This window comes from Streptomyces sp. NBC_01622 (genome assembly GCF_045209635.1).
In the GTDB taxonomy this organism is placed as follows: Bacteria; Actinomycetota; Actinomycetes; order Streptomycetales; family Streptomycetaceae; genus Streptomyces.
Window position 1 is genome coordinate 7,671,942 of sequence record NZ_CP109293.1, and the last position, 21,034, is coordinate 7,692,975.

The 21,034-nt window shown below is 69.7% G+C and carries 18 protein-coding genes and 1 pseudogene; 10 read left to right on the top strand and 9 right to left on the bottom strand.

All coding sequences use genetic code 11. The features are described from left to right. Positions 1–8 precede the first annotated feature (8 nt). Together OH768_RS35485 and OH768_RS35490 are read left to right on the top strand one after the other, a co-directional pair. On the top strand, positions 9–2,501 hold the full coding sequence (locus OH768_RS35485) for a caspase family protein (protein WP_406460021.1): 2,493 nt from the start codon (positions 9–11) through the stop codon (positions 2,499–2,501). A 534-nt stretch (positions 2,502–3,035) separates the two neighbouring features. Then, positions 3,036–3,758 carry a hypothetical protein gene (locus OH768_RS35490; protein ID WP_406460022.1) on the top strand — a complete coding sequence of 241 codons (723 nt, stop codon included), beginning with the start codon at positions 3,036–3,038 and terminating at the stop codon, positions 3,756–3,758. A 6-nt stretch (positions 3,759–3,764) separates the two neighbouring features. On the opposite strand, the gene OH768_RS35495 is transcribed toward OH768_RS35490, so the two are convergent. The 3 genes from OH768_RS35495 to OH768_RS35505 all read right to left on the bottom strand — a co-directional run bounded on the left by OH768_RS35495 (position 3,765) and on the right by OH768_RS35505 (position 6,769). Next, the gene (locus OH768_RS35495; RefSeq protein ID WP_406460023.1) at positions 3,765–4,820 is read right to left on the bottom strand and encodes a hypothetical protein; all 1,056 of its coding nucleotides are present in this window, start codon (positions 4,818–4,820) and stop codon (positions 3,765–3,767) included. A gap of 2 nt (positions 4,821–4,822) precedes the next feature. After that, positions 4,823–5,260 carry a hypothetical protein gene (locus tag OH768_RS35500; protein WP_406460024.1) on the bottom strand — a complete coding sequence of 146 codons (438 nt, stop codon included), beginning with the start codon at positions 5,258–5,260 and terminating at the stop codon, positions 4,823–4,825. Between the two features lie 894 nt (positions 5,261–6,154). Next, positions 6,155–6,769: a response regulator gene (locus tag OH768_RS35505; RefSeq protein WP_406465579.1), complete on the bottom strand. Its 615-nt coding sequence runs from the start codon at positions 6,767–6,769 to the stop codon at positions 6,155–6,157. 323 nt (positions 6,770–7,092) lie between these two features. Between OH768_RS35505 and OH768_RS35510 the strand changes: the two genes are divergently transcribed. The 6 genes from OH768_RS35510 (at position 7,093) to OH768_RS35535 (ending at position 12,067) form a co-directional block, all read left to right on the top strand. After that, positions 7,093–8,334 carry a DUF6745 domain-containing protein gene (locus OH768_RS35510; protein WP_406460025.1) on the top strand — a complete coding sequence of 414 codons (1,242 nt, stop codon included), beginning with the start codon at positions 7,093–7,095 and terminating at the stop codon, positions 8,332–8,334. A gap of 13 nt (positions 8,335–8,347) precedes the next feature. Then, positions 8,348–8,770, top strand: a complete 423-nt coding sequence (locus OH768_RS35515; protein WP_406460026.1) for a hypothetical protein — start codon at positions 8,348–8,350, stop codon at positions 8,768–8,770. Between the two features lie 400 nt (positions 8,771–9,170). After that, positions 9,171–9,575 carry a hypothetical protein gene (locus OH768_RS35520; protein ID WP_406460027.1) on the top strand — a complete coding sequence of 135 codons (405 nt, stop codon included), beginning with the start codon at positions 9,171–9,173 and terminating at the stop codon, positions 9,573–9,575. Positions 9,576–10,239: 664 nt separating this feature from the next. Then, a complete protein-coding gene (locus tag OH768_RS35525) occupies positions 10,240–11,253 on the top strand; it encodes a hypothetical protein (RefSeq protein ID WP_406460028.1) in 1,014 nt (337 codons plus the stop codon). A gap of 239 nt (positions 11,254–11,492) precedes the next feature. Continuing rightward, positions 11,493–11,729, top strand: a complete 237-nt coding sequence (locus tag OH768_RS35530) for a type II toxin-antitoxin system RelE/ParE family toxin (RefSeq protein WP_406465581.1) — start codon at positions 11,493–11,495, stop codon at positions 11,727–11,729. Then, positions 11,726–12,067, top strand: coding sequence for an XRE family transcriptional regulator (locus OH768_RS35535; RefSeq protein ID WP_406460029.1), 342 nt, complete (start codon positions 11,726–11,728; stop codon positions 12,065–12,067). Before OH768_RS35530 ends, OH768_RS35535 begins: the two co-directional genes overlap by 4 nt. A gap of 487 nt (positions 12,068–12,554) precedes the next feature. On the opposite strand, the pseudogene OH768_RS35540 reads toward OH768_RS35535, so the two are convergent. From OH768_RS35540 to OH768_RS35565, 6 genes and pseudogenes are all read right to left on the bottom strand, one after another. Then, positions 12,555–12,888: pseudogene (locus tag OH768_RS35540) on the bottom strand (VapC toxin family PIN domain ribonuclease). A 125-nt stretch (positions 12,889–13,013) separates the two neighbouring features. After that, positions 13,014–13,742, bottom strand: a complete 729-nt coding sequence (locus tag OH768_RS35545; protein ID WP_406460030.1) for a response regulator transcription factor — start codon at positions 13,740–13,742, stop codon at positions 13,014–13,016. 47 nt (positions 13,743–13,789) lie between these two features. Beyond that, entirely contained in the window at positions 13,790–16,438 is a 2,649-nt protein-coding gene (locus OH768_RS35550) for an FtsX-like permease family protein (RefSeq protein WP_406460031.1), read from the bottom strand. Beyond that, positions 16,435–17,097, bottom strand: a complete 663-nt coding sequence (locus OH768_RS35555) for an ABC transporter ATP-binding protein (protein WP_406460032.1) — start codon at positions 17,095–17,097, stop codon at positions 16,435–16,437. Before OH768_RS35555 ends, OH768_RS35550 begins: the two co-directional genes overlap by 4 nt. Further along, the gene (locus OH768_RS35560) at positions 17,084–17,791 is read right to left on the bottom strand and encodes an ABC transporter ATP-binding protein (RefSeq protein WP_406460033.1); all 708 of its coding nucleotides are present in this window, start codon (positions 17,789–17,791) and stop codon (positions 17,084–17,086) included. The genes OH768_RS35555 and OH768_RS35560 overlap by 14 nt, the downstream gene beginning before the upstream one ends. A 5-nt stretch (positions 17,792–17,796) precedes the next feature. After that, positions 17,797–18,426 carry a hypothetical protein gene (locus tag OH768_RS35565; protein ID WP_406460034.1) on the bottom strand — a complete coding sequence of 210 codons (630 nt, stop codon included), beginning with the start codon at positions 18,424–18,426 and terminating at the stop codon, positions 17,797–17,799. Between the two features lie 156 nt (positions 18,427–18,582). Here OH768_RS35565 and OH768_RS35570 point away from each other — a divergent pair, with 156 nt between their 5' ends. Both OH768_RS35570 and OH768_RS35575 read left to right on the top strand, forming a co-directional pair. After that, on the top strand, positions 18,583–19,905 hold the full coding sequence (locus tag OH768_RS35570; RefSeq protein ID WP_406460035.1) for a sensor histidine kinase: 1,323 nt from the start codon (positions 18,583–18,585) through the stop codon (positions 19,903–19,905). Positions 19,906–20,489: 584 nt separating this feature from the next. Beyond that, positions 20,490–20,933: a GtrA family protein gene (locus tag OH768_RS35575; RefSeq protein WP_406460036.1), complete on the top strand. Its 444-nt coding sequence runs from the start codon at positions 20,490–20,492 to the stop codon at positions 20,931–20,933. The last annotated feature ends 101 nt before the right edge of the window (positions 20,934–21,034 follow it).

Genomic DNA, 21,034 nt, shown 5'->3' on the forward strand with positions numbered 1-21,034 from the left:
GGCGGGGCATGACCCACGCGATACCTGATTTCGCCGAGGGCACGGCCGGATTCGTCGTCGCCGCCGGCAACGTCGACTACGAGTACGCAGAACAGTTGCCCGCCGTCGAGCAGGATGTGGCCACAGTCCTGGACCTCTTCGGTAAGCTCGGGTACAGCTCCGGTGCACGGCTGCTCGGCCACACCGCCGATGGGCTGCGCGCCGGGTTGGCCGACTGGGCGGACCGCGACGAGATGAACGCCGATGTCCCCCTCGTGCTCTACTACAGCGGCCACGGCGAGTTCGACGACTCCGAGCGGCACTACCTTTTGTGCAGTCATGGTGACGTCCGACGTCCGACGGCGACCTGTCTCGCGACCGAGGATCTCGTGAGGATCGTCGTTCAAGCGGGCATCACCCGGGTTCTGTTGATCGTGGACACCTGTTACTCGGCTCAGGGGGTCGTCAACACGATCCGCCAGGTCGCGACCAGCCTGGCCGGGGCACTGACAGCGACTCCAGGAGCCGACCAGCATCGGATTGACGCGTTCTCGGTCGTCGCGGCCGCCCGGTCGCTGGAGGCCGCGCGAGACGGTGCCTTTACCCACGCGTTGCGCGAGGCTTTCGACGACCCCGCCCTGGGCGGGATCCGGCAGCGTCGGCTCTACCTGGAGCAACTCGTGGACCGCGTGAACGAGACCCTGGCCAGGATCGCGCCGGAGCAACACGCGACGTGGGGCACGCTGCTAGGCGGCCCGGGATTCACATTGCTGCCCAACCCGCGATTCCATCCCGACGCCCCGCCGGAAGGCACCGACATGGCCGAGACGTCGGCCTGGCTGGAGACGGCCGAGCCCTCCACGCCGGAACCCGACCTCGTCGGACGGGCCGCTGCCCTGCGACACCTGCGTCAATGGCTGACCGATACACCGGCCGGACTCGCCCGCGCGCTGGTGCTCACGGGGCCGCCCGGAGTGGGCAAGTCCGCACTGCTCTCGCACCTGCACCCGACCGCCGACGGCGGCACCGAACCCGTCATCCATGCCAGGCTGCACGCCCGCCACATGCTGCTGCCGTCGCTGGTCGGAGAGATCGCGCGAGCCGCTGGATTCTCGTCTGGCACTGGCGTGGAGGCCCTGTTGGCCGAGCTTCGTCACCGACGGGCTCCCCTGACCGTCCTGGTGGACGGACTCGACGAAGCCGGTACGACGAGGGACGAGGACGAGGAGCCGTACCGTATCGTGAGCGACTTGTTGCGCCCGCTGGCGGCACTGCCGTGCGTACGGCTGGTGGTGGCCACCGCACAGAGGTTCGTTGCAGCACTTGGGCCCGGCTTCACGCTGATGGACCTCGACGCACCCGAGTGGAACATCTCAGCGGATCTCACCCCCCTGGCCCGACGCCTGCTCCGGTCCCCGGACGGCCCGGACAGCACGAGCCCCTACACGGCGTCTCCGGACGAGACCGTCGACTCACTCGCGGCGGAGATCGCCGAGTGCGCGGACGGCAACTTCCTGGTGGCCAGGCTGATCGCCCGCGCCCTCGCCCACGCTCCCGCCTCTGATTCCCACGGCATGCCCAACGGTGGGCATGCCGTGGGAATCCCCGCCACCTTGCGATGGGTGCTGTGGGAACACCTGGGCCAAGTGCCGTACGCACAGCCCCTCTTGACCGCATTGGCCTTCTCTGAGGGGGAAGGACTGCCCCGCTACTCCCTTTGGTCCCGCGCCGCCACGGAGATCTTGGACCACACGGTGACCGACGACGACATCGACCGCCTGCTGCGCGCTGCCTCGCCCTATGTCGTGGAGGCTCTCGACCCGTACGGCCGTTCCGTGTACCGCCTCTCCCACGAGTCGCTTGCGGAGCAGCTGAGGAACATGGCGCCTCCCGGCGCACGGGCGGCCATGACCCGCTCCCTGTTGCTCACGGCGGCCCGACATCGCAAGGACGAGGAGGACGACGCCACCGAGCACGGCGCGGACGAACCACGACTCGGACTGATCGACTGGCCTGCTGTCGACCCCTACATTCGCGACCATCTGGCCACTCACGCAGCTGCTTCGGGGGACCTCGACCCGCTACTGCTCGATCCGTTGTTTGTCCTGTCAGCCCATCAGGACCGGCTGCTGCACGCCCTTGATGCGGCCCGCAGCGGCGAGGCGCAGGCTGCCGCGGAGGCGTATCGCCTCTACATCGACACCCTCGACACTGGGCCGGAGGCACGTACTGAGGCCGGGCAACTGGCCAGGTGGGCCCGCCGCACAGGTGCTCATGTCCTGGCGGAGCGAACCGAGCGGCGCTTCCCCGACCACACGGACTGGCTCAGGCCCCCGCCGCTCGATCCGACAGAGAGCCACCTGATCATCAGCTGCGACGAGCCCCTGACCTACTCCGTGGAAGACCACCCGGAGGGCTGGCGGTTGACCGCCACGACCGAGGGTCCCGGAGGCTTTCGTACGTCCTACGAGATCACAGGATTACGCAGCATGGGCGGAAGCGGCTCGGCGTACGCGCGCTAGCTGTGCCGACCCGGCAGTCAGCCGCCCGGAGCTCGCGGGGGAGTCCCTCCGAAGGCCGCCGCTTCGGGTGCGGGGCCTCAGTGCGTGACGGTGCTGTCGCGGAGCGAACGACCGGGCGCGTGCCGCCTCCACACGGGCCCCTGCCCAATCGGTCAGCGCCCGGGTGAAGTGCGTGGCGAGGTACCCCTCGGGGCCCACCCGGCCCTCCTCCACGCGTTGCGGTGCTATCCCTCGTAGGCGTAGGCAAGGCTGGACGCGTTTCTGACCGTCGACAGCTGAACCGGACCCTGACCGCTGAATCTGTGGGACTACTTGCCGGCCGCGGACGCCCCTGGTCATGGTCCCCGGGCCGATGTCCTCCACACGCGAGGGCACCGACCCGACGTGATTTCTTTCCTGTTCCCAGCGGAGAACAGGCCGACGGAGCCTGGCCGGGTGTCCAGTGCCGCCGTCTGGGCTCATAGCCTGGTGGGCCAGACCGCCGCTGCTGATAGTGCTTCAGTACTCTTCAGCGCATCGCGGGAGGGGGCGCTGGTGAACCGTTTGCGCATAGCGTTCGGGATTGTCGTCGTGATCATGGGCACGGTCTGGCTGCTCGACGGCGGCTCGGCTCTCCGCTCGGGTGGGCGCTGGGTGCTGATTGCATTGCCGTACACCCTGATCGCACTGGGGCTACTGCTGGTCCTGCGCGCAGCCCTGCCAAGGGGCCTGTTGGCCGGCCCACTGACGCTGATTGTCGGCGGGGCGCTGTGGGGCGCGTACGACCTCGGGTACTTGGGCGGCACAGCGGGGAGCAAGGTGCTGCCGACTCTGGCGATCGCGGTCGGGGCCTCGCTGGCCCTTATGGGCAGTGGTGCGGGGCAGACCGGCGGCGAGGACCACCCGTTGAGGCGGTATCGGAGCGTGCTGCTGCCGGTGCGGCGGAAGGTGCTGACAGGTTCCACCGACTTGGTGAAGGTCGGCATCGGGTCCTATTTCGGGGACGCGCGGATCGATCTCTCCAGCGTCTCGTTCGCACGGGACCGGATGGGGCGCGGACGGCGTGTCCTTCAGGTCGATGTCACGGTGCTGTTCGGCCGAGTCGAGCTGGTCCTCGACACCGCGTGCGTCGTCGTCAAGGGCAACGTGGAGAACAGCCCGGCGGTCCACTTCGCCGAGCAGGTCCGGGTGCACATGACGCCGCCCGAGGGGTCGGAGCGGCAGATCGTGCTGAACGTCCTGGGAGTCGGCGGGTCGGTGGCGATCCGTTCGCTGTGACGTGTTCTACGCGCCGTCCGGGTGCTTGAAGTCCTTGCTCTCCAGGGTCTCGTGATCGCGAAGCGGGGCGACGGAACCGGGCCTGAGGAAATCGGTGATGTCCTTGTTGAGCTCGTACTCCGCTCGCGGGTTCCCGGGCAACTCGTAGTGCATCGCCTTGGCCAGGTCGAACCGGTGCAGGTCGAAGACCGTGGCGAGAAGCCTGGAGTGGCCGCGGGACGCGGCTATCGCGCCTCGGTAGGCGAGCAGGGACAGGGCTCCCGCGAGGAGTGGCGCCGCGGACCAGGGGTCGAGACGGGCCAGCAGCGGGGTCGTGGCGAGCGACAGCAGGCCAAAGGAGATGCTCAAGGAGGCCGTGGAGGTGATCAGTTCGAACTGGCGGGCGACCGCGCTTTCGAGCCGGTCGGAGATGTGCGGATACAGTCGCGGGTAGACGACCATCATGTCCAGGCCGTACCGGTCTCCCGCCACCCGCTCGCCACGGCGGAGAACGTTCCCGAGCAGGGTCGGCAGGAGGTCTGTCGGATGGGCTGCCGCTTCGAGATGCTCCGCCGCCAGCCTGTCGTCGGTCGGGTACGTGTCACGCACCTTCTCCGCTCGCGACTTCATGCGCACCACTCGCGAAATCCTGCGATCACGGTGGGCGAGTTCCCGAAGCGTGGAATGCGCGCCGGGCGGTGGCACCGTGAAATCGAACTCGGCCACGGTCTTCGCGTCGTCCCTGCGTCGCCGGTGGCGCTCCACGGTGGCGGGGACGAGGCCGGCGATGGGAGAAGGGCTGGCCCAGTAGCCCTCAAGCAGTTGGATTAGGGCGGTCTCGAAGGGGCGCAGGAGTATTCCGCACAGCAAGGCGGCCAGTCCGAACAGGGCGATGGCGAGCGCGTCCCGCTTGCCTTCCGGAAGCACGTGGTCGAAGCGCAGGGGCTCGTTCGGCGAGTACGCGCCGGCCCGGGCGAGCACGACGACGGTCGTGACGACGACGGTGGCCGGAAGGACGTTCAGCAGGCTGAAGCGCGATCCTCCGAGGGCTTCGGTACTTGCGGAGACCAGTCCCCCGAGCATGCTCAGGACCTCCTTGAGGTGCCGAACCTCACGATGAGGCGTTGAAGACACTGTGGACACTTCAGCCCAGGGTCCATATCCGCCGCGTCGATGACGAAATTGGGGTGTTTGACGGAGCCGACGCAACCGATGCAGACGAATACATCAAGGTCCGTCTTCCCGACGAGCGTTCCCAATAGTCGGGGGTCCTCCGCTGCTCGGTACATCGCCCGGTCCATCGGCTGGCCGCAGCACACCTGGGTCGCGTTGGACGAGACCTTGAGGACACGCTTGGCGCCCGCAGTGCACGACGGGTTGGAGCACACGAAGACGCGGTCCCCGTTGCGCAGTTGGCCGGCCGACCCGAAAAACGGCTGCGATTGCACCAATAGCAGCCGCTGCAGCGTCAGTAGCCGTACCACCAACCCCTGATACCGGTACCCGCTCAGCACACGTGCCACGGCGCCCTCCCCGAAAGCGGTGCCCTGAGTATGCCGTCCGGCTCGCTGCGCCGACCAGATATCCATCAACTGCTCAGGGGTGGGCACATCACTGCGAGGCATATCCCGCCGGGTGGAGCCTCTAGGCGTTGGAAAGGGACTCCGCTGCGCGCGGGTTCAAACCTCGTCCTTGAGCTGGAGCGATCGTCCTCTATGTCTTCGGCCCGACCCTGCCGGGCCTCATTGAGGCCGAGTTGAGGCCGCAAGGACAGGAACAGACTGACAAGGGCTGACTAGCCCCAACATGGATAAGCGCATCTGACCTGCGAAAACGTCAAGGATGAGCGTAGATCGACAAGAGCCGCCAAGATCCTCAAAGGACTCATAATCCGTCGGCCGTGGGTTCGAGTCCCACCCGCCCCACTGTGCAGGCTTCTGACCTGCGGAAACGTTCTTTTTTGGGTGTCGGATCGTCAACTTTGCCTGGGCGGACTGAATCCGCTGCTCGTGGGTTTGGGGTTCGGTGGTGCTCGGGAAAGCGGCAAGGCGTCTGACCTGTGGCGGAGTGATTGATCGAGGTTGTCGCTCGCCCTCCGGGTGACCGCACTGACGGCCGATGCCAAGACCCAGGGGCCGTGCAGGGGCCGGGACGGCGCGGCCGTGCCTCGGCCGACGGCGTCTCCTGGCCACTCACAACGGGACCAGAGCGAGTCCCGAGGAGAGCGTCCCGGCGATTGCTGTGGGGCAAGGAAACTGCCCGAAGGGGAAACGGTCCCGATGAGCTACTCGACCCTCTCCCGTGGACCTCTGCGTATGACCGGAGTGAGCCGGGCAGCTGCTGCCGATCGTGGCGTCGCGCGGACTTGTAATCAACCCTCTCAACGATCGTGCCCGTTCACCGGGATGCTGCTCGGGTCACATCGGTCGGGCGAGGTCGGTCTCGTAGGCGAAGATCACTGCCTGGACGCGGTCGCGGGCGTCGATCTTGCTGAGGATGCGGCTGATGTGGGACTTGACGGTGGATTCGGCGAGGTGGAGCCGTTCGGTGATCTCCGCGTTGGTCCAGGCGGTGGCGATGGCGGTGAGGACTTCGCGTTCGCGTTGGGTGAGGTCGGCGAGTCGGCGTTGCTGTTGTGGGCTGTGGCCGGGGAGGTGGTCGCTAAAGGCGTCGATGAGCTTGCGGGTCAGGCCCTGTGAGATGACGGCGTCGCCGGCGGTCACGGCGCGGATGCCGGCGACGAGTTCGTCGGGCTGGGCGTCCTTGAGGAGGAAGCCGCTGGCGTCGGCGCGCAGGGCGTCGTAGGCGTATTCGTCGAGGTCGAAGGTGGTCAGGACCGGGACGCGGGAGCGGCCGCCGGACGCGATGACGTGGCGGGTGGCCTCGATGCCGTCCATGCCGGGCATGCGGACGTCCATCAGGACGACGTCGGGCCGTAGTTCGGCGGTCTTGCGGACGGCTTGGATGCCGTTGGCGGCCTCGCCGACGACGGACATGTCGGGCCGGGCTTCCAGGAGCATGCTGAAGCCCATGCGGTGGACGTGCCTGGGGACGGTCGGCGGGTAGCGGTGCAGGTGCGATGCCTGGTCCGCCCGGCGTTGGGCTGCCCGAGACCGACCTTCCGTGAGCAGGTTCCCCGACTGCTGGAGCGACATCGGCCATCGATTACGGGACAGAGCCGTTGGCGGACACACCCGCACGCCGTCGAAGTCGCACAGCCCGGCATCGACATCGAAGTGCGGTGTTGTCATGATCCGAGGCTGTCCGGGGCGGACAACCGGGGAATCGGACGATCGGACGATCGATGGGACATCGACCGGGGAAGAATGAACAAACGTCCCCGGGAGGTACGGCCATGACACCCAGCAAGCGGATCGCGAGGATCACCGAAGAGCAGGAAACGATCATCCGCGAGATCGGGAAGGACTGGAACGCGGTCGACTGGGCGACCGGGCCGGGTGACCGCGCGGCCGCCGAGGACGCGGTCCGGGAGGTTTACCGGGGCCTCGGGCTGCCGCCCCCACGGTTCATCGTCTGGCTCGACTCTCCATGGGCCGGCCTGATCGGGCAGGCGGTGCTTCCCGGGGTCATCGCCTCGGTGACGGGCGGAAGATATGCCCGGGTGCGCGCCCGGTTCCGTCGGCGGATACGTGGACAGTTGCGCACCGGAAAGGAATTCCTCCACACAGAGGTCGTCGGCCGGGCCGAGGCCCAGGTGACCCCCGCGCTGAACAAGCGAGTGGGGTCGATGGTCGTGGGAGAGCTGTCCCCCGGGTACACCTGGCGGATGGAGGCGCAGAGCGCGATGGTGTGGCCGGCCGGCGGCAGGAAACCCGAGCCGTGGGCTCAGCCTCGGGTGCAGGAGGAACTGGCTGCGCAGGTGGCCGCCCAGGCAGGCATCGCCCCGGTACCCGAGGTGCCGCTGTTCCGGTTGCCCCACCGCTGGCGGTATGAATTTGCGCAAGGGGAGGATGTGGCGGCGTTCGCGTGGGCCGACGCCATGGAACTCATCGGCGTCACCGGTCTGGATACCGTCCGTGCACAGCGGCAGGTGAGCCGGCACGCGGGCCTGTGGTGGGCCTACCGCGACTACGCCGTCCTCACCTCCCGCCCCGACATCCTGCGGCAGGACGCCCAGGGCTGTCTCCACTGCGCTGACGGACCGGCAGCTGTGTGGCCCGACGGCTGGGTGATCCATGCCTGGCACGGCAGGGAGGTTCCCGGCAGCCTGATCGAGGGGTACTGGGACGCCGACCGGATCCTGCAGGAGAGCAACAGCGAGATACGCCGCGCGGCGATCGAACGCATGGGCTGGGGCGAGTTCATCGCCGCCGCAGGCCTGCTTCAGATCGGTTCCAGCGAGCCGGACCCCGGCAACCCGGGGTACCAACTCGCCCTCTACGAGCTGTCCGCCGGGACGTTCCCCGCCACCACCGTACGGGTCCTGCTGTGCACCAACGCCACACCCGAGCGCGACGGCACTCGCCGCCAGTACGGGCTCTTCGTGCCCTTCGACACGCCCGATCCCATCACCGCGGCGGCCGGCATGCTCGGCCTTACCCGCGAGCAGTACCTCACCCTCGACCGCGCCACCTGAATCGGAGAGCCCCATGGCCCAGCAACAGCGCACCCTCGGATACGTCTCCACCCTCGCGGGAACCGACGTCCTGGAACACCTCGACCGGCAAGCCGCCATCCCAGTCTCCTCAGGTCTGCAGCGTCAGGGCGATGTCGGGCTGATCCCGGTCGGCCTCATCGGGTACAAGCCGCCGAAGGGCGGCAAGCAGGTCCCCGCCGCCGGAATACCGCTGGTGTCGTCCGGCGACGGTGCGCACACCCACCTGCTCGTGGCCGACGGCCCGGTGACCTGGGCTCCGATACGTGACGGCGGCGCCGACGTCGGCTGTTTCACCGTCCACGAGAGCGCCACCGCCTATGTCCTGCATCCCGAACACGGGGCCATGGGCCACGCCCCGGGTGTCTACCTCGTGCGCCGGCAGGTCGAGGACCGCGGCCGCCTTGTCGCCGATTGACCCGGCGGAATCGTCACGAGCACTGTCAGGCGGGTGCCTTGACGACAGTTACCGACCTTGAGGCCCTCTACGGTCAGCCCATGACGGAAAACGGCCACAGAGACTCCGCCACCGAGTACCGGGCCTTCGCCACCCGCACCGTCTCCACCGGAATTTCCCCAGGCTCCTGCGACCGCAGCGACACCCGAACCCTCCCCAAACAGCAACGTCGGCCTCCAAGACCACAACCACGTCTTGGAGGCCGACGTCACGCACGGGCCCGCATTCGCCAACAGCATCCGTATGTCGGGGCGGAGCCTCTGCGTGTTGGAAGGGAATCCGCTACGGGCGAGCTCGGGCGGCAGGAGAGCCGATCGGCCCGATCGTCGTCGACTGCAACAGCTCACTGGCGGAGCGCGCCGTGCCGGAATGGCAGGCAACCCTGGACGCCCTCCAGGCTCTGCCCGAGATCGGCACCGAGGCGCCGGTCGGCTGCGGCGGCATGACGTTGGGCACCGCGATCGGGCTGCTGTTGACGGCGATCGAACCCCGGATCACCGCTGCGGCCATCGGTGGGGTCTTCGTGTACGAGGCCCTGACCGAGGCGGCCAGACAGATCACCATTCCGATCGAGTTCCTGCTCCCGTGGGACGACGAGGAAAACAACCGCCAATCCGGTCTCGCATTGTTCGACGCCTGCGCCTCGAAGGAAAAGGTGTTGCACGCCTATCCGGGCAGGCCTAACCAGGTGCCCAGATTCGAGGTCGACAACTCGGTCCGGTTCATCGTCCGGCATCTCGGCCGGGTCGGCACGTCACCGGCCTGACCTGACGGCGGTTCGGAGTCCGGCTTCGGGCCGGTCGCCGGACCGCCGCCACATCTCGACAGAGCGTCCGAGCACAAGGAACCGGGCCCTTCCGCGCCGCGCCTGTCAGGGACACGGACCGTCCCCTCGGCCAAAGTCATAGGGGCACCCCCGCTTTCCGTTCTTTCCTCCTGCACCGAGCGGCCCATGGGATTCACTCCCGTGCCCGGTCGCGACCGAAATTCCAGGCCTCCCACGGCTGGCCATGCGCTTTCCGTGACGCGCCGAAAGCGGAGAGTAGTGAATGAGGTTAGTGTGGCGTCAAACGTTGAGTGATCGTCCGTCCGATCCGCGCTGGCCGCTGCCGCGGAGAGGGCTGTCATGGCTGAAAAGAGAATGCTCAATGCACTTCGTTTCCCGCCGTACTCGCCTCAGCAGGGCCGTCGTAGCGACGTGCGGGCTGTCGTCGTTGATCGCCGCCTTCGTGACGGCCGGCTCCGGTGCTGCTGCCGAGCCGCGTCCCTCTGGGGACAGCCCCTCTCCTGGGGGCGCGGTCATCACACTCAGGACCGCCAAGGTCGGCGCGCCCGGTAATCCTTCGGTGGGCATTGTCCCGTTCAAGGACGCCCTGTACCACTCGTGCGCCGAAGCTCCCTCCCCGAGCAAGTGTCTGACAGTCGGCGGCGTGCGCCATCGCTACGAGATCGGGCAGCTCGAAGTCACCGTGAAACAGTGGGTGGCGTTCCTGAATACGGCCGATCCCGAGGGACGCAACCGCCTCGGTCTCTATGACGAGACCGAGAGTTCGTCGGCATGGCCGAGGTACGGCCAGATCAACTTCTCCCGCAGCGCCGACAGGGGCAGCCACTACTCGGTGGCCTTTCCGGAGTGGGCGGACAAGCCGTACGGCTTCGCAAACTTCCTGAGGGCGGCACGCTTCGTCAACTCGCTCTACAACGGCCGACTGATCTCTAAGCAGTCCAGCAGCAACGGCCCCTTCAACTATGTCACTTATCAGGTCAGGCTATCGGCGCGGACCGAGCGCGGGATGTACGACTTGGCCCGGCCGAATACGACCCGAGCCCACCGCTCGGGCTTCGTCCTGCCGAGCCAGGACGAATGGATCAAGGCGGCTTACTACGACCCGCGCGGCGGCGGCACCTACTCCTACTGGAAGTACCCCACCAATCCGGGAGTCTTCGGCGACGGAGACGCGACCGCCCCCAACCCCACCGTCCTCACCCCGGCCACCGGCGATGTCACCAACGCGGCGACCCAGCCACTGGCCTCGTACCACGCGAGCGGAAAGCCGGCACCGAGCTGGTGCCCGGGACAGCTGCAGCCCGAGGCCTGCTCCACCGTCAACCCATTGGGACTCGACCCCAGCACCTATGCCGAGGTCTACCAGGGCAGCCTCAGCACGGTCGGCGGGGCGAGGACCACCTCGCCGTGGGGCACTCTCGACCAGGGTGGCAACGCGGTCGAGTGGACCGACACGATCACGGCGCCCCCCTCCGGACGGAGCTCCCTGCGGGTGTGGCGGCGGCTCCACGGCGGAATCTCCAACGCACCGGCCTTCCAGATGTGGCCCTCCGCTGTCGGGCTGCAGCCGCAGGACAACGTGTTCTACAACCACACCTATCCGTGGCTGGGCATCCGGATCGGGGTGATCGGCGATCTGAAGCCCGGCAAGTCCTAGTACTACAGGGCCACTTGCTGTGCCGAGCTCCGGTGATGCCGCGGACGCCCGCCAGTTTCCGCGCCGCCCACCTAGGGATTCCGCGGTCTGCCGTCCGATCTGGCCCTGTAGTACTAGGCGGAGAGGGAAGTCGTCTGCCGCGACCGTGCGGAGGTCTGCACGGCAGCGTCGGTCACTGGGGCACCGCAAGCCGATGGCCTCCGCGGCCTTGGTGAGACTGAACCCGCTGGGCCGGGCCTCTGGTCGGCACGATCAAGGGCTCGACGCTGTCGAACCTCAAGGAGTTGCGCCCCGGCTCGGCAGGGGCCACGGAAGTGCGGTTGCTGTTCGTTTTCGACCCGGACCGCCAGGCCGTGATCCTGGTCGGCGGTGACAAGGCGGGCAACTGGTCCGGCTGGTACCGCGTCGCGGTGCCCCAGGCGGAGCAGGCATACGCGGAGCATCTGAAGCGAATCGATGGAGAGGACGGGGCATGATGACGGATCACCTCAAGGACCCGCAGGCCGTCTCCTGGGGAGACCTGGCCGAGGATTTCGCCTTCACCGATGCCGAAAAGGACCAGATTCAGAAGGGGGCTCAGGCGATGGTCCTGGCCTCCCGTGTGCACCGCGTCGCCGAGTTGCGGAAGCGGCAGCACACCACACAGGTCCAGGTTGCCGAAGCCATGGGTGTCACCCAGGCCCGCGTCTCACGCATCGAGAAGGGCCAACTGGAGCGCAGCGAGGTCGACACCCTTGCTGCCTACGTCAAGGCGCTCGGCGGCAAGCTGAAGATCGTCGCTGACTTCGGCGATGAGACCTACGTCCTCGGCTGACCCGATCGGCAAGCTGTGACCCAGGTTCATGCGCAGTCCGGTGGACAAAATCGTGCGTAAGTCCCATCCTCTTGGCTGAACTGGACGGACGCGGCTGCTGCTGTGACGAGTGTCCGTCTCGAAGGCTCTCAGGGGCCATCGAGGGGCCACAAGGACAGGACTCATAATCCGTCGGCCGTGGGTTCGAGTCCCACCCGCCCCACTGTGCAGGCTTCTGACCTGCGGAAACGTCTCATCAGGCGTGCGGATTCAGGAGTTTGGGCCACGGGGCTGAATCCGCTGCTCGCGAGTTCGAGTCCTCTGCCATCAGCGTTGGTTGAGGTCACCAGCGTCTGGACGTCGATTTCTGGACGCTGGCTGGACACGAGGATCCGGAAGTGCTGCCCGGTGACCTCGGGTGTCGGGAGACGGCCCATACCACCGCGGACTGACCGCCAGGCGGCCCGGGTCGCTCAGAAGCTCGGTGCTCGTCGGTGCCGCGCGAGCTCTACTGCTTGAGGTCGATCGTGCGGACTGGCCGGCCTGTTGTGCGGGCGATGGTTTCGAAGTCGCGGTCGTAGTGGAGGAGGGTGAGTTCCGCTTCTTCCGCGGCGGCGACCAGGAGATCGATCGGGCCCGCGCTGCGGTGCTCCCCCTCGGCAGTGAGTTGTTCCTGGACGCTGCGGGAACGGCGGTAGACACCGTCCGGCACGGGGCACCAGGCGTAGTTCGGTGATGTCGCAGATCGCGACGAGGCCGGTGCCGATCCTGTCGTCCCATTCGGCCGTGTTCTGGCGGAGCAGGACGCGAGCGAGGGCAGAGGGGGTCACTTCACGACACAACGCACCCTGGATGTGCTCAGCATCAACAACCGCGAATCATTCTGATCCCGGCAGCCGGCTATCGCTGGTTCCGTCTCAACGAAGTCCTCGCTTTCTGGTTCGTCTACACCGCCGTTGACCACGCATCAGAGTTCCAGGCGGTAGCCGTGCCCCCGCAGGGTGGTGATGCGGGGCAGGCTGCCGGCGTGGGCCGCGGTGTCGGCGGCCTCGGTGAGGTGGCGGCGCAGGCCGGCCATGGTGACGTCGAGGGTCTTGGTGGAGCCGAACCAGTTCTCGTCCCAGACCTCGGCCATCAGGGTCTCCCGGGACACGGCCTCGCCCGGGTGCTCGGCGAGGGCGGAGAGCAGGTCGAACTCCTTGGGGCGGAGCGGGACTTCCTCGTCGTGGAGCGTGCAGCGGCGGGCGGAGACGTCGAGGACGAGGTCGGCCAGGCGGACGGGTTCCGGTGGTGGAGCGGCGACGGTGCGGCGGCGCAGGTGGGCGCGGAGCCGGGCGAGCAGGACGGAGAGGCTGAAGGGTTTGACGAGGTAGTCGTCGGCTCCGGCGTCCAGCCCGGCGATGACGTCGATGTCGTCGGTGCGCGCGGTGAGGATGATGATCAGCAGGTCGGGCCGGCGGGCGCGCAGGGCGCGGGCGACGTCGAGGCCGTCCATGTCGGGCAGGCCCAGGTCGAGGAGCAGGACGTCGTACGACGACCGCGCGGCCTCGGCCAGGGCGCCGGAGCCGGTGCGGCTCCAGGTGGGTGCGTAGCCGTTGCCGCGCAGACCGGTGTGAAGGTGGCGGCCGATGGTGTCGTCGTCCTCGACGACCAGGACGCGTGGGCGGCTGCGGTCGACGGCGGAGAGCGTGCGCATGGGCGACAGCCTAGAAGCGGGCGGTCCGCCGGTCCGGTCCGGCACGGTCACAGGTCGCGCAGTTCCTCGACGGCCGGGCGTCCCGCGCTGCGGATGCCGTTGAGGGCGGCGGCCAGTACGGCGGCCACCGCGGCGCCCGCGGTCAGGATCAGGTAGCCGGAGGGCACGGACAGGCTCGCCGGGGGTGGGTCGAAGACGCCGGTGAGGACCTTCACCAGCATCTCGGACAGCGCCCAGCCGATGAGTGCGCCGCCCGCCAGTCCGCCGGCGGTCAGCAGCAGGGCCTCGGTGAGGACCATGCCGCGCAGCTGGCCGGGTTTCGCGCCCAGCACGGTGGCGATGGCGAAGGTACGGCGGCGTTCGGCCAGGCCGAGGGCGAGGACGAGTCCGCCCGCTCCGGCGGCGAGCAGCACGGCGAAGGCGAGTTCGATGCGGGTCAGGCCGGCCAGGTCGACGGAGGTGAGGCTGGTGCCCACGGTGCCGCGGGTCTGGGTGAGATCGGTGACGGTGGCGCTGGTGCCGAGTTGCGTCCGCAGGTGGGCGGCGATCTGCTGCTGGTGGGTGCCGCCGGTGTCGAGCAGGAACGCGCCGACCGCGTCGCTGCCGGTCGCCTTGGCCACGTAGGCGGCGTTGGCGACGAAGAAGCTGTCCTTGGGGGCGGTGGGGAACTCCTTGACGATTCCGGCGTAGTGGAAGGGGACGGTACGCAGGGCCTTGGTACGGGCGTCCTGGATGCGGAGGTTGACGGTGTCGCCGGGGGAGAGCTGGAAGTCGTGGACGGTCTCCACGCTGACCAGGAGGTTGTCGGGGCGCTGGGCGAGGCGCCGCATGAGCTGGTGGGCGGTGCCGCCGGCGAAGTAGGCGTCCTGGAGCGAGGTGGCGTGGGCGATGGTGTCAGGGCGGACGCCGTAGAGGTCCTGGAGGTCGGAGCCGACGTAGGCGAAGCGGTGCTGGACGGGCTCGACGTGCCGCACGCCGGGGACCTTCAGCGTGCTCGCGGCGCCGGGCGGGACGTGGGCGCCGGGGGGTTCGGTGACGGTCACGTCGGCGCCGTTGGTCAGCCGGGCGTCGGCCTCGGCCTGCTGGTGGTAGGTGGCGTTGAAGACGGCGGTGGAGAGGGCGAAGGACACCGCGAGGGCGAGCAGCACCACGGAGCGGGCCAGTGGGCGGCGGCGCCGGCACAGTACGGCGGCCGTGGTGCCGGCGAGGGTGGCGGTCAGCGGGCGGGCCAGGCGGGCCAGGGCCGGGCGGCCGTGGGTGAGGGCGAGCAGGGTCAGGCGCCACAGCAGCAGGGCAGCGCCGATCCACAGCAGGGCCGGGCCGAGGAAGGCCCAGTAGGAGACGGAGAGGGTGGGCACGCCTTCGGGGGCGAGGACGAGGGCGTACTGGTTGCCGGAGGAGGCGCGGAAGACCAGCCACGAGCCGATGAGGAGGGCGAAGTCGAGGCCGTAGCGCATCCACCAGGGCGAGCGGGTGGCGCGGACGCCGGTCTCCTTGCGGGTGTCGGCGACGGTCACCGAGCGCAGGTCGCGCAGGGCGGGGACGAGGACGGCGCAGGCCGCCACGGCGGCGCCGAGGACGAAGGCGATGCCGTACCAGATGACCCAACTGGCCGCGTTCGCGCCGAAGGAGGCGGCGCCGAAGGCGAGGCGTCCGGTCAGTGCCGCGATGCCCAGGCCGGCGGCTCCGCCCACGCCGCCCACGAGTGCGGCTTCCAGGCCCGCGAGCGTGGTGATCTGACGGGGGCGCAGCCCGCGCAGCCGCAGCAACCCCTGTTCCTGGCGGCGCCGTTGGCCGCCCGCCGAGGCGACCGCGGCGGTCAGCGCGGCGGCCAGTACGGCGCCGGGTACGCCGAGGAAGAGGAAGAGGATCTGGGCGTAGAGGGCGTCCTGGCGGGCGGAGTCGAGGGCGGCGCCGAGGTTGTCGCCGACCAGGGCGCCGCCCGCGGTCTTGGCTTCGAGGTGGTGGGCCGCGCCGGTCACGGTGCTGAAGGCGGCGGCCGGGTCGGCGGGCAGGCCGGCGTCGCGGGCGACGTGGATCTGGGTGGTGAGGGCGGTGGCGCCGCGGGTGAGGGAGGTGAACCGGGCGGCGGGCAGGAGGATGACGTTGTCGGGGGGTGCGGTCGGCTGGGACTGGGTGGGGGCGCCGACCTTCTGGAACAGGGAGTCGGCCTGGGGAAGGTCGACCACGCCGTCCACGCGCACCTGGCGCGCTCCGGTGCCCGGCAGTTGGATCGTGACGGTGTCGCCGGGGGCGGCGTGCAGGTTGGAGGCGGTCTGCTGGGCGAGCAGCACGCCGGTGGGCGGGCCGGAGAGAGTGCGCATCCCGTCGGGGAACAGGTGGCGGTAGCCGGGTGGCAGGCCGAGGGCCATGCCGGGGCCCGTGGTCTGGGTGCTGCCCTGCACCCGGGCGGTGAAGCCGGTGGTGCGGGCGTATCCGACCGGGACGGCGGCCCGGGTGCCGGGGTCGGTGCGGACCTGCCGCAGAACGGAGTTGGGGTCCGCGCCGGGCTGCACCTCGACCTGCCAGTCCACGGCGACGGAGCGGACGGCGCGCTGGGTCATGGTCGCCTTCGAGGCGGTGAGGAAGGAGCCGAGGGCGGCGACCAGGGCGACGGCGAGCGCGATGCCGGTCATGGCCGCCAGCAGCCGTCCGGCGCGATGGCGTGCCAGACTCCTGGCCCACGAGGTGATCATGGCGTGTCCTCCGGTGCGAGCAGCCGTCCGTCGCGCATGGCCCGCCGGACGGTGAGCCGGGCGGCGACGGCGCGGTCGTGGGTCGTGACGACGAGGGCGGCGCCCGTGCGGTCCGCCGCTGTCAGCAGGGCGTCCAGGACGCGGGCGCCCGTGGCGTGGTCGAGGCGGCCGGTGGGCTCGTCGGCGAGGATCAGGCGTGGTTCCTGGGCGAGTACGCGGGCCACGGCGACCCGCTGGGCCTGGCCGCCGGAGATCTCCTCGGGCAGCCGGTCGGCGAGGTCGGCCGCCCCGACCAGACCGAGGGCCTCGGCGACCGGACGATGTGTCTGTGCCTCCGGCCGGCCGGCGAGGACGAGGGGAAGAGCGGTGTTCTCCGCGACGTCCAGGGCGGGGACGAGGCTGTCGGCCTGGAACACCAGCCCGATGTCGGCGCTCCCGCCGAGGCCGGGCCAGGAGACGGCGCCGCTGGTGGGGCGTTCGAGCCCGGCCAGCAGATGCAGCAGGGACGACTTCCCCGACCCGGACGGGCCCACGATCGCCAGCCGGTCGCCGCGCCGGACGCTCAGGTCGGCCCCGTGCACGGCCACCACCGCCGTCGGGCCCCGTCCGAAGGTCAGTGCCGCGTCCTCGCAGACGACGAGGATGTCAGTGTCGGACATCGGTCACCACCCGTGTCTCCCGTGCCCGTCCGTCGGTCAGGGTGATCACCCGGTCGGCGATCCGGACGGCCTCCGCGCTGTGCGTGACGATCAGCACCGCACAGCCGTCCGCGGCCCGCTCCCGCACCATCCGCAGCACCAACTGCTCGGTGCCGCCGTCGAGTTCACCGGTCGGTTCGTCGGCCAGCAGTACGGCGGGGGAGTTCGCGACGGCCACGGCCAGTCCGGCGCGTGCCAGTTCACCGCCGGACAGCTGCCGCGGCAGGGCGCGGGTCCGCTGACCCAGCCCCACCTGCGCCAGCAGCGCCTCGGCCGCGACAGCGGGACGGCCGCGCACGGCCCGCTGGGCCAGGCGGATGTTGTCCCGCACGGTCAGGTGCGGCAGCAGGTTGCGGCTCTGGAGCAGGACGCCGATGTGGCGGGCGCGCAGCCGGGCCCGCTCGGTCTCCGGCCGGTGGCTGATGCGGACACCGTCCACATGGACGTCGCCGCCGGAGGGTTCGTCGAGTCCGGCCAGGCACGCCAGCAGGGTGGACTTGCCCGCTCCCGAGGGGCCGACGACGGCGACCGTCTCGCCGCGCCGCACCGTCAGCGACACTCCGCGCAGGGCCAGGGTCTCCTCCTCGCCCGCACGGTAGAAGCGGTACAACTCGCGGGCGGTGAGCGCGTCGTCGTCGTGCGACCGGGTGGGCATGACGGTCACCGCCACGCGAAGGAGTCGCTGACGATCCGCCACGGGTCGACGTTGTCGGCGTTGACCGGCCCGGACAGGGTCAGGTCCACCTCATGCCCCTGCCGGTAGAAGGCGTACCGCTCGAACGCGTCCCGCACCACCTTGCCGGTGACCGGGTCCTTGGCGGAGTCGCCCTGGTAGGTCAGCCGGACGACATGGCCGGCGTGCCGGGTCACCTCGGTCACCTTCGGCCCCGCGAACTTCGGTACCTGCGTCTTGAGTTGGGGCACGACGGTGTTCGTGACGGAGCCGACCGTGGGCGCCGCGGAGGCGGTGGCCGTGGTGACGCGGACGGTGTTCAGCTTGTCCGTGAACACGGTCGTGGCGCCCTGCCCGGTACGGGCCCAGCCCTCGGGCACCTTCACCGTGAAACCGGTGAAACCGCCGGCGGGCCGGTACGCCACGTACACCTGGTTGTCGGGGATGTCGCCGGGCGGATTCGACTCGGTGGGCGCAGGGGTCGCCCTGGCGTTGCCCCCGCCGGCCGGGGCGGCGGACGTAGCGGACCCCGAGTGCGAGCCGGAGCCCGAACAGCCGGTGATCACCGCCGCGACCAGGGCCAGTCCTACGGCGGCGGATGTGCGTACAGGAGCCATGGCCACTGCCCTCCCGGAAAGCCTGCGACCGGGGATCGGTCATGGCACCGACGCTAGGAGGCGGCCGGTTAACGCCCGGCACGCCGAGGGTTAGACGACGGCAAAAGCGCGTGGCGCACCGCCTCCGGGCAGGCCGGCGGCCCGCAGGATGAGGGCATGAGACAGCGTGTGGTGCGCGTCGCCCTCACCGCCGCCCTGGTCGCCGTGGTCCTCCTCGCCGTCCCGCTGGCCCTGGCCATCAGGTCGTCCCTCTACGCGGACCAGCGCGACACCCTGGAGCGCGCGGCTCTGTCGGGTGCCGTGCGGGTCAGCCCGGACTACACGACCGGCGATCCGGTCGAACTGCCCGCCCCGCCGGCCGGAGGGCGCCTCGGCCTGTACGACACCCACCTGCGCCTGCGGGCGGGCAGCGGCCCCAGGACCGGTGACGCGGCGGTGCGGCGGGCCCTCGGCGCGACGGTGGTGCGCGGTCACTCGGGCGGTGACCTCACCGTCACCGTGCCGGTGTCGCACGCCGAGCAGGTCATCGGCGTCGTACGCGCCTCCTCGACCACCGACGCCGTACGCGCACGCGTCCTCGCCGTGTGGGCCGTCCTCGCCTGTGCCTGCGCCCTCGCCCTGACCGTGGCGGTCCTGGTCGCCCGCCGCCAGGCGCGGGTGCTGGCCGCCCCGTTGGAGGACCTCTCCCGCCACAGCCGGGCCGTCACCGCCGGCGACCTGAGCGCACGCGCCACACCCAGCAGCATCGCCGAGATCGACCAGGTCGCCCGCACCCACAACGAGATGCTGCACAGCCTCACCGAACTCCTGCGCCACGAACGGGACTTCACCGACAACGCCTCCCACCAGCTGCGCACCCCGCTGACCGGACTGCAGCTCACCCTGGAGGCGGGCCTCGCCCAGGACGACGACGCCCTGCTGCGCCCCGCCTTGGAGGAGGCGCTGGCCACCACCCGTCGCCTGCACGGCACGGTGGAGGAGGTGCTGCGGCTGTCCCGTTCCCCCGGCGTGCCCGGCACTCGGGCCCCGTCCGTGCCGGTCGCACGGCTGATGGGGGAGACCGAGGACCACTGGCACGGGTTGTTCGCCCGCGACGGCAGGCGACTGCTGTGCACCACGAGTGACACGCCGTGCGACGCCCGCGTCCCCGGTGCCCCGGTCGCCGAGATCCTCGGCATCCTGCTGGACAACGCGCGCGTGCACGGCCGGGGCACGGTCCGCCTCACGGTCCGGGACCTCGGTGACGCCCTCGCCTTCGACGTCGCCGACGAGGGCGCCATCGAGACGACCCGGCCCTTCGAGCGCGGCCACACCGGTGACGGAGAGGGAGAGGGCATCGGCCTCGCCCTGGCCCGGGACCTCACCGTCACCCTCGGCGGCAGACTCTCCCTGACCGGCCGCCGTCCCACCATGTTCACCGTGCTGGTGCCGGTCCGTCAGGACGGGACCGGAGACGAGGCAGGGGCCGGCAGCGGCTGAGGACGCCGGTACGATCAGTTGGCGTACCCGGCCCGCCCCCACGCACCCGCGGCCGACAGCAAGTCCGAGGAGTGGGGGAGCCATGGCGCCTGCGGGCCGACGTGAAGACCGGTGCTCGGCCCAGGCGCCTGGTCGCCGTCCTCACACGCCTCCGCACCCTCACGCTCGAAAACGGCTGCCCCCTCGAACGACGCCTGCCGGGCATGCGGGCGCGACATCACCGTCCCGCGCAGACGTCCGCGATACCGTGCCACGGAAGATCACGCCAAGGGAGGATGCTCATGGAGTTCCGGCTGATCCTGTGTCCTTCCAAGGCGCATCTGCGGATGTGCCCGCGGCGGTCGTGGCCGACCTTCTATCGGCAACTCGGCGAGTCACACCGGACCTGGTGAGGCGCTCCGGCAGCCGACCGGACCGTCCGCACGGTCACGGCCAAGCCTGATGACCGGTGTGTGTTCTGGGACGTGCGGACCTGTGGATCAGCCCGAGAACGCTTCGTGGTGTCGGAAGATCTATGAGGTTCGGCACCCCGCTCGCTGAGCACGACCGCGCGAAACCCGAATCTCTGGAGGACTCCGCGTCCGGTGAACACAGCGGATGAGACAGACACGAAGCGCACGGAGCATTCCGCGCTGCTTCGGGAGGTCGTCAGGTTCGGTGCCGTCGGCGGGCTGGGCGTCGGGGTCAATCTCGTCGTGTTCAACGTCAGCCGAGCGGTGACGTCCCTGCCCGTGGTGCGATGCAGCATCATCGCGACCAGCGTGGCGATAGTCTTCAACTACCTGGGTTTCCGGTATTTCGCCTATCGGCACCGGGACCTTCAGGGCCGTGCCGTGGAGTTCGCTCTCTTCTGTCTCTTCAGCGTCGTCGGCCTGGTGATCGAGAACGGGGTGCTGTACGTCGCAACGTACGGCTTCGGCTGGGACTCGGCTCTTGAGAGCAACCTCTTCAAGATCGCGGGGATCGCTTGCGCGACCGCCTTCCGCTTCTGGTCCTACCGCACCTGGGTGTTCCGGGTGCAAGGCTGAGGGTCACAGAATCGTCAGGCGCACAGGTACACCCAGCACCACCAGCCCTGGGGAGCAGAGTGGCCGGCGGCTCGCTGACCGTGCCCTGTTGGCGGTCCCGG

What these genes read in the sequence shown, in the direction of transcription:
- OH768_RS35485 (WP_406460021.1), top strand. Translation starts at nt 9, where the DNA reads ATGACCCACGCGATACCTGATTTCGCCGAGGGCACGGCCGGATTCGTC.
- OH768_RS35495 (WP_406460023.1), bottom strand. Translation starts at nt 4,820, where the DNA reads ATGCTCGGGGGACTGGTCTCCGCAAGTACCGAAGCCCTCGGAGGATCG.
- OH768_RS35505 (WP_406465579.1), bottom strand. Translation starts at nt 6,769, where the DNA reads ATGGGCTTCAGCATGCTCCTGGAAGCCCGGCCCGACATGTCCGTCGTC.
- OH768_RS35510 (WP_406460025.1), top strand. Translation starts at nt 7,093, where the DNA reads ATGACACCCAGCAAGCGGATCGCGAGGATCACCGAAGAGCAGGAAACG.
- OH768_RS35515 (WP_406460026.1), top strand. Translation starts at nt 8,348, where the DNA reads ATGGCCCAGCAACAGCGCACCCTCGGATACGTCTCCACCCTCGCGGGA.
- OH768_RS35535 (WP_406460029.1), top strand. Translation starts at nt 11,726, where the DNA reads ATGATGACGGATCACCTCAAGGACCCGCAGGCCGTCTCCTGGGGAGAC.
- OH768_RS35545 (WP_406460030.1), bottom strand. Translation starts at nt 13,742, where the DNA reads ATGCGCACGCTCTCCGCCGTCGACCGCAGCCGCCCACGCGTCCTGGTC.
- OH768_RS35550 (WP_406460031.1), bottom strand. Translation starts at nt 16,438, where the DNA reads ATGATCACCTCGTGGGCCAGGAGTCTGGCACGCCATCGCGCCGGACGG.
- OH768_RS35555 (WP_406460032.1), bottom strand. Translation starts at nt 17,097, where the DNA reads ATGTCCGACACTGACATCCTCGTCGTCTGCGAGGACGCGGCACTGACC.
- OH768_RS35560 (WP_406460033.1), bottom strand. Translation starts at nt 17,791, where the DNA reads ATGCCCACCCGGTCGCACGACGACGACGCGCTCACCGCCCGCGAGTTG.
- OH768_RS35565 (WP_406460034.1), bottom strand. Translation starts at nt 18,426, where the DNA reads ATGGCTCCTGTACGCACATCCGCCGCCGTAGGACTGGCCCTGGTCGCG.
- OH768_RS35570 (WP_406460035.1), top strand. Translation starts at nt 18,583, where the DNA reads ATGAGACAGCGTGTGGTGCGCGTCGCCCTCACCGCCGCCCTGGTCGCC.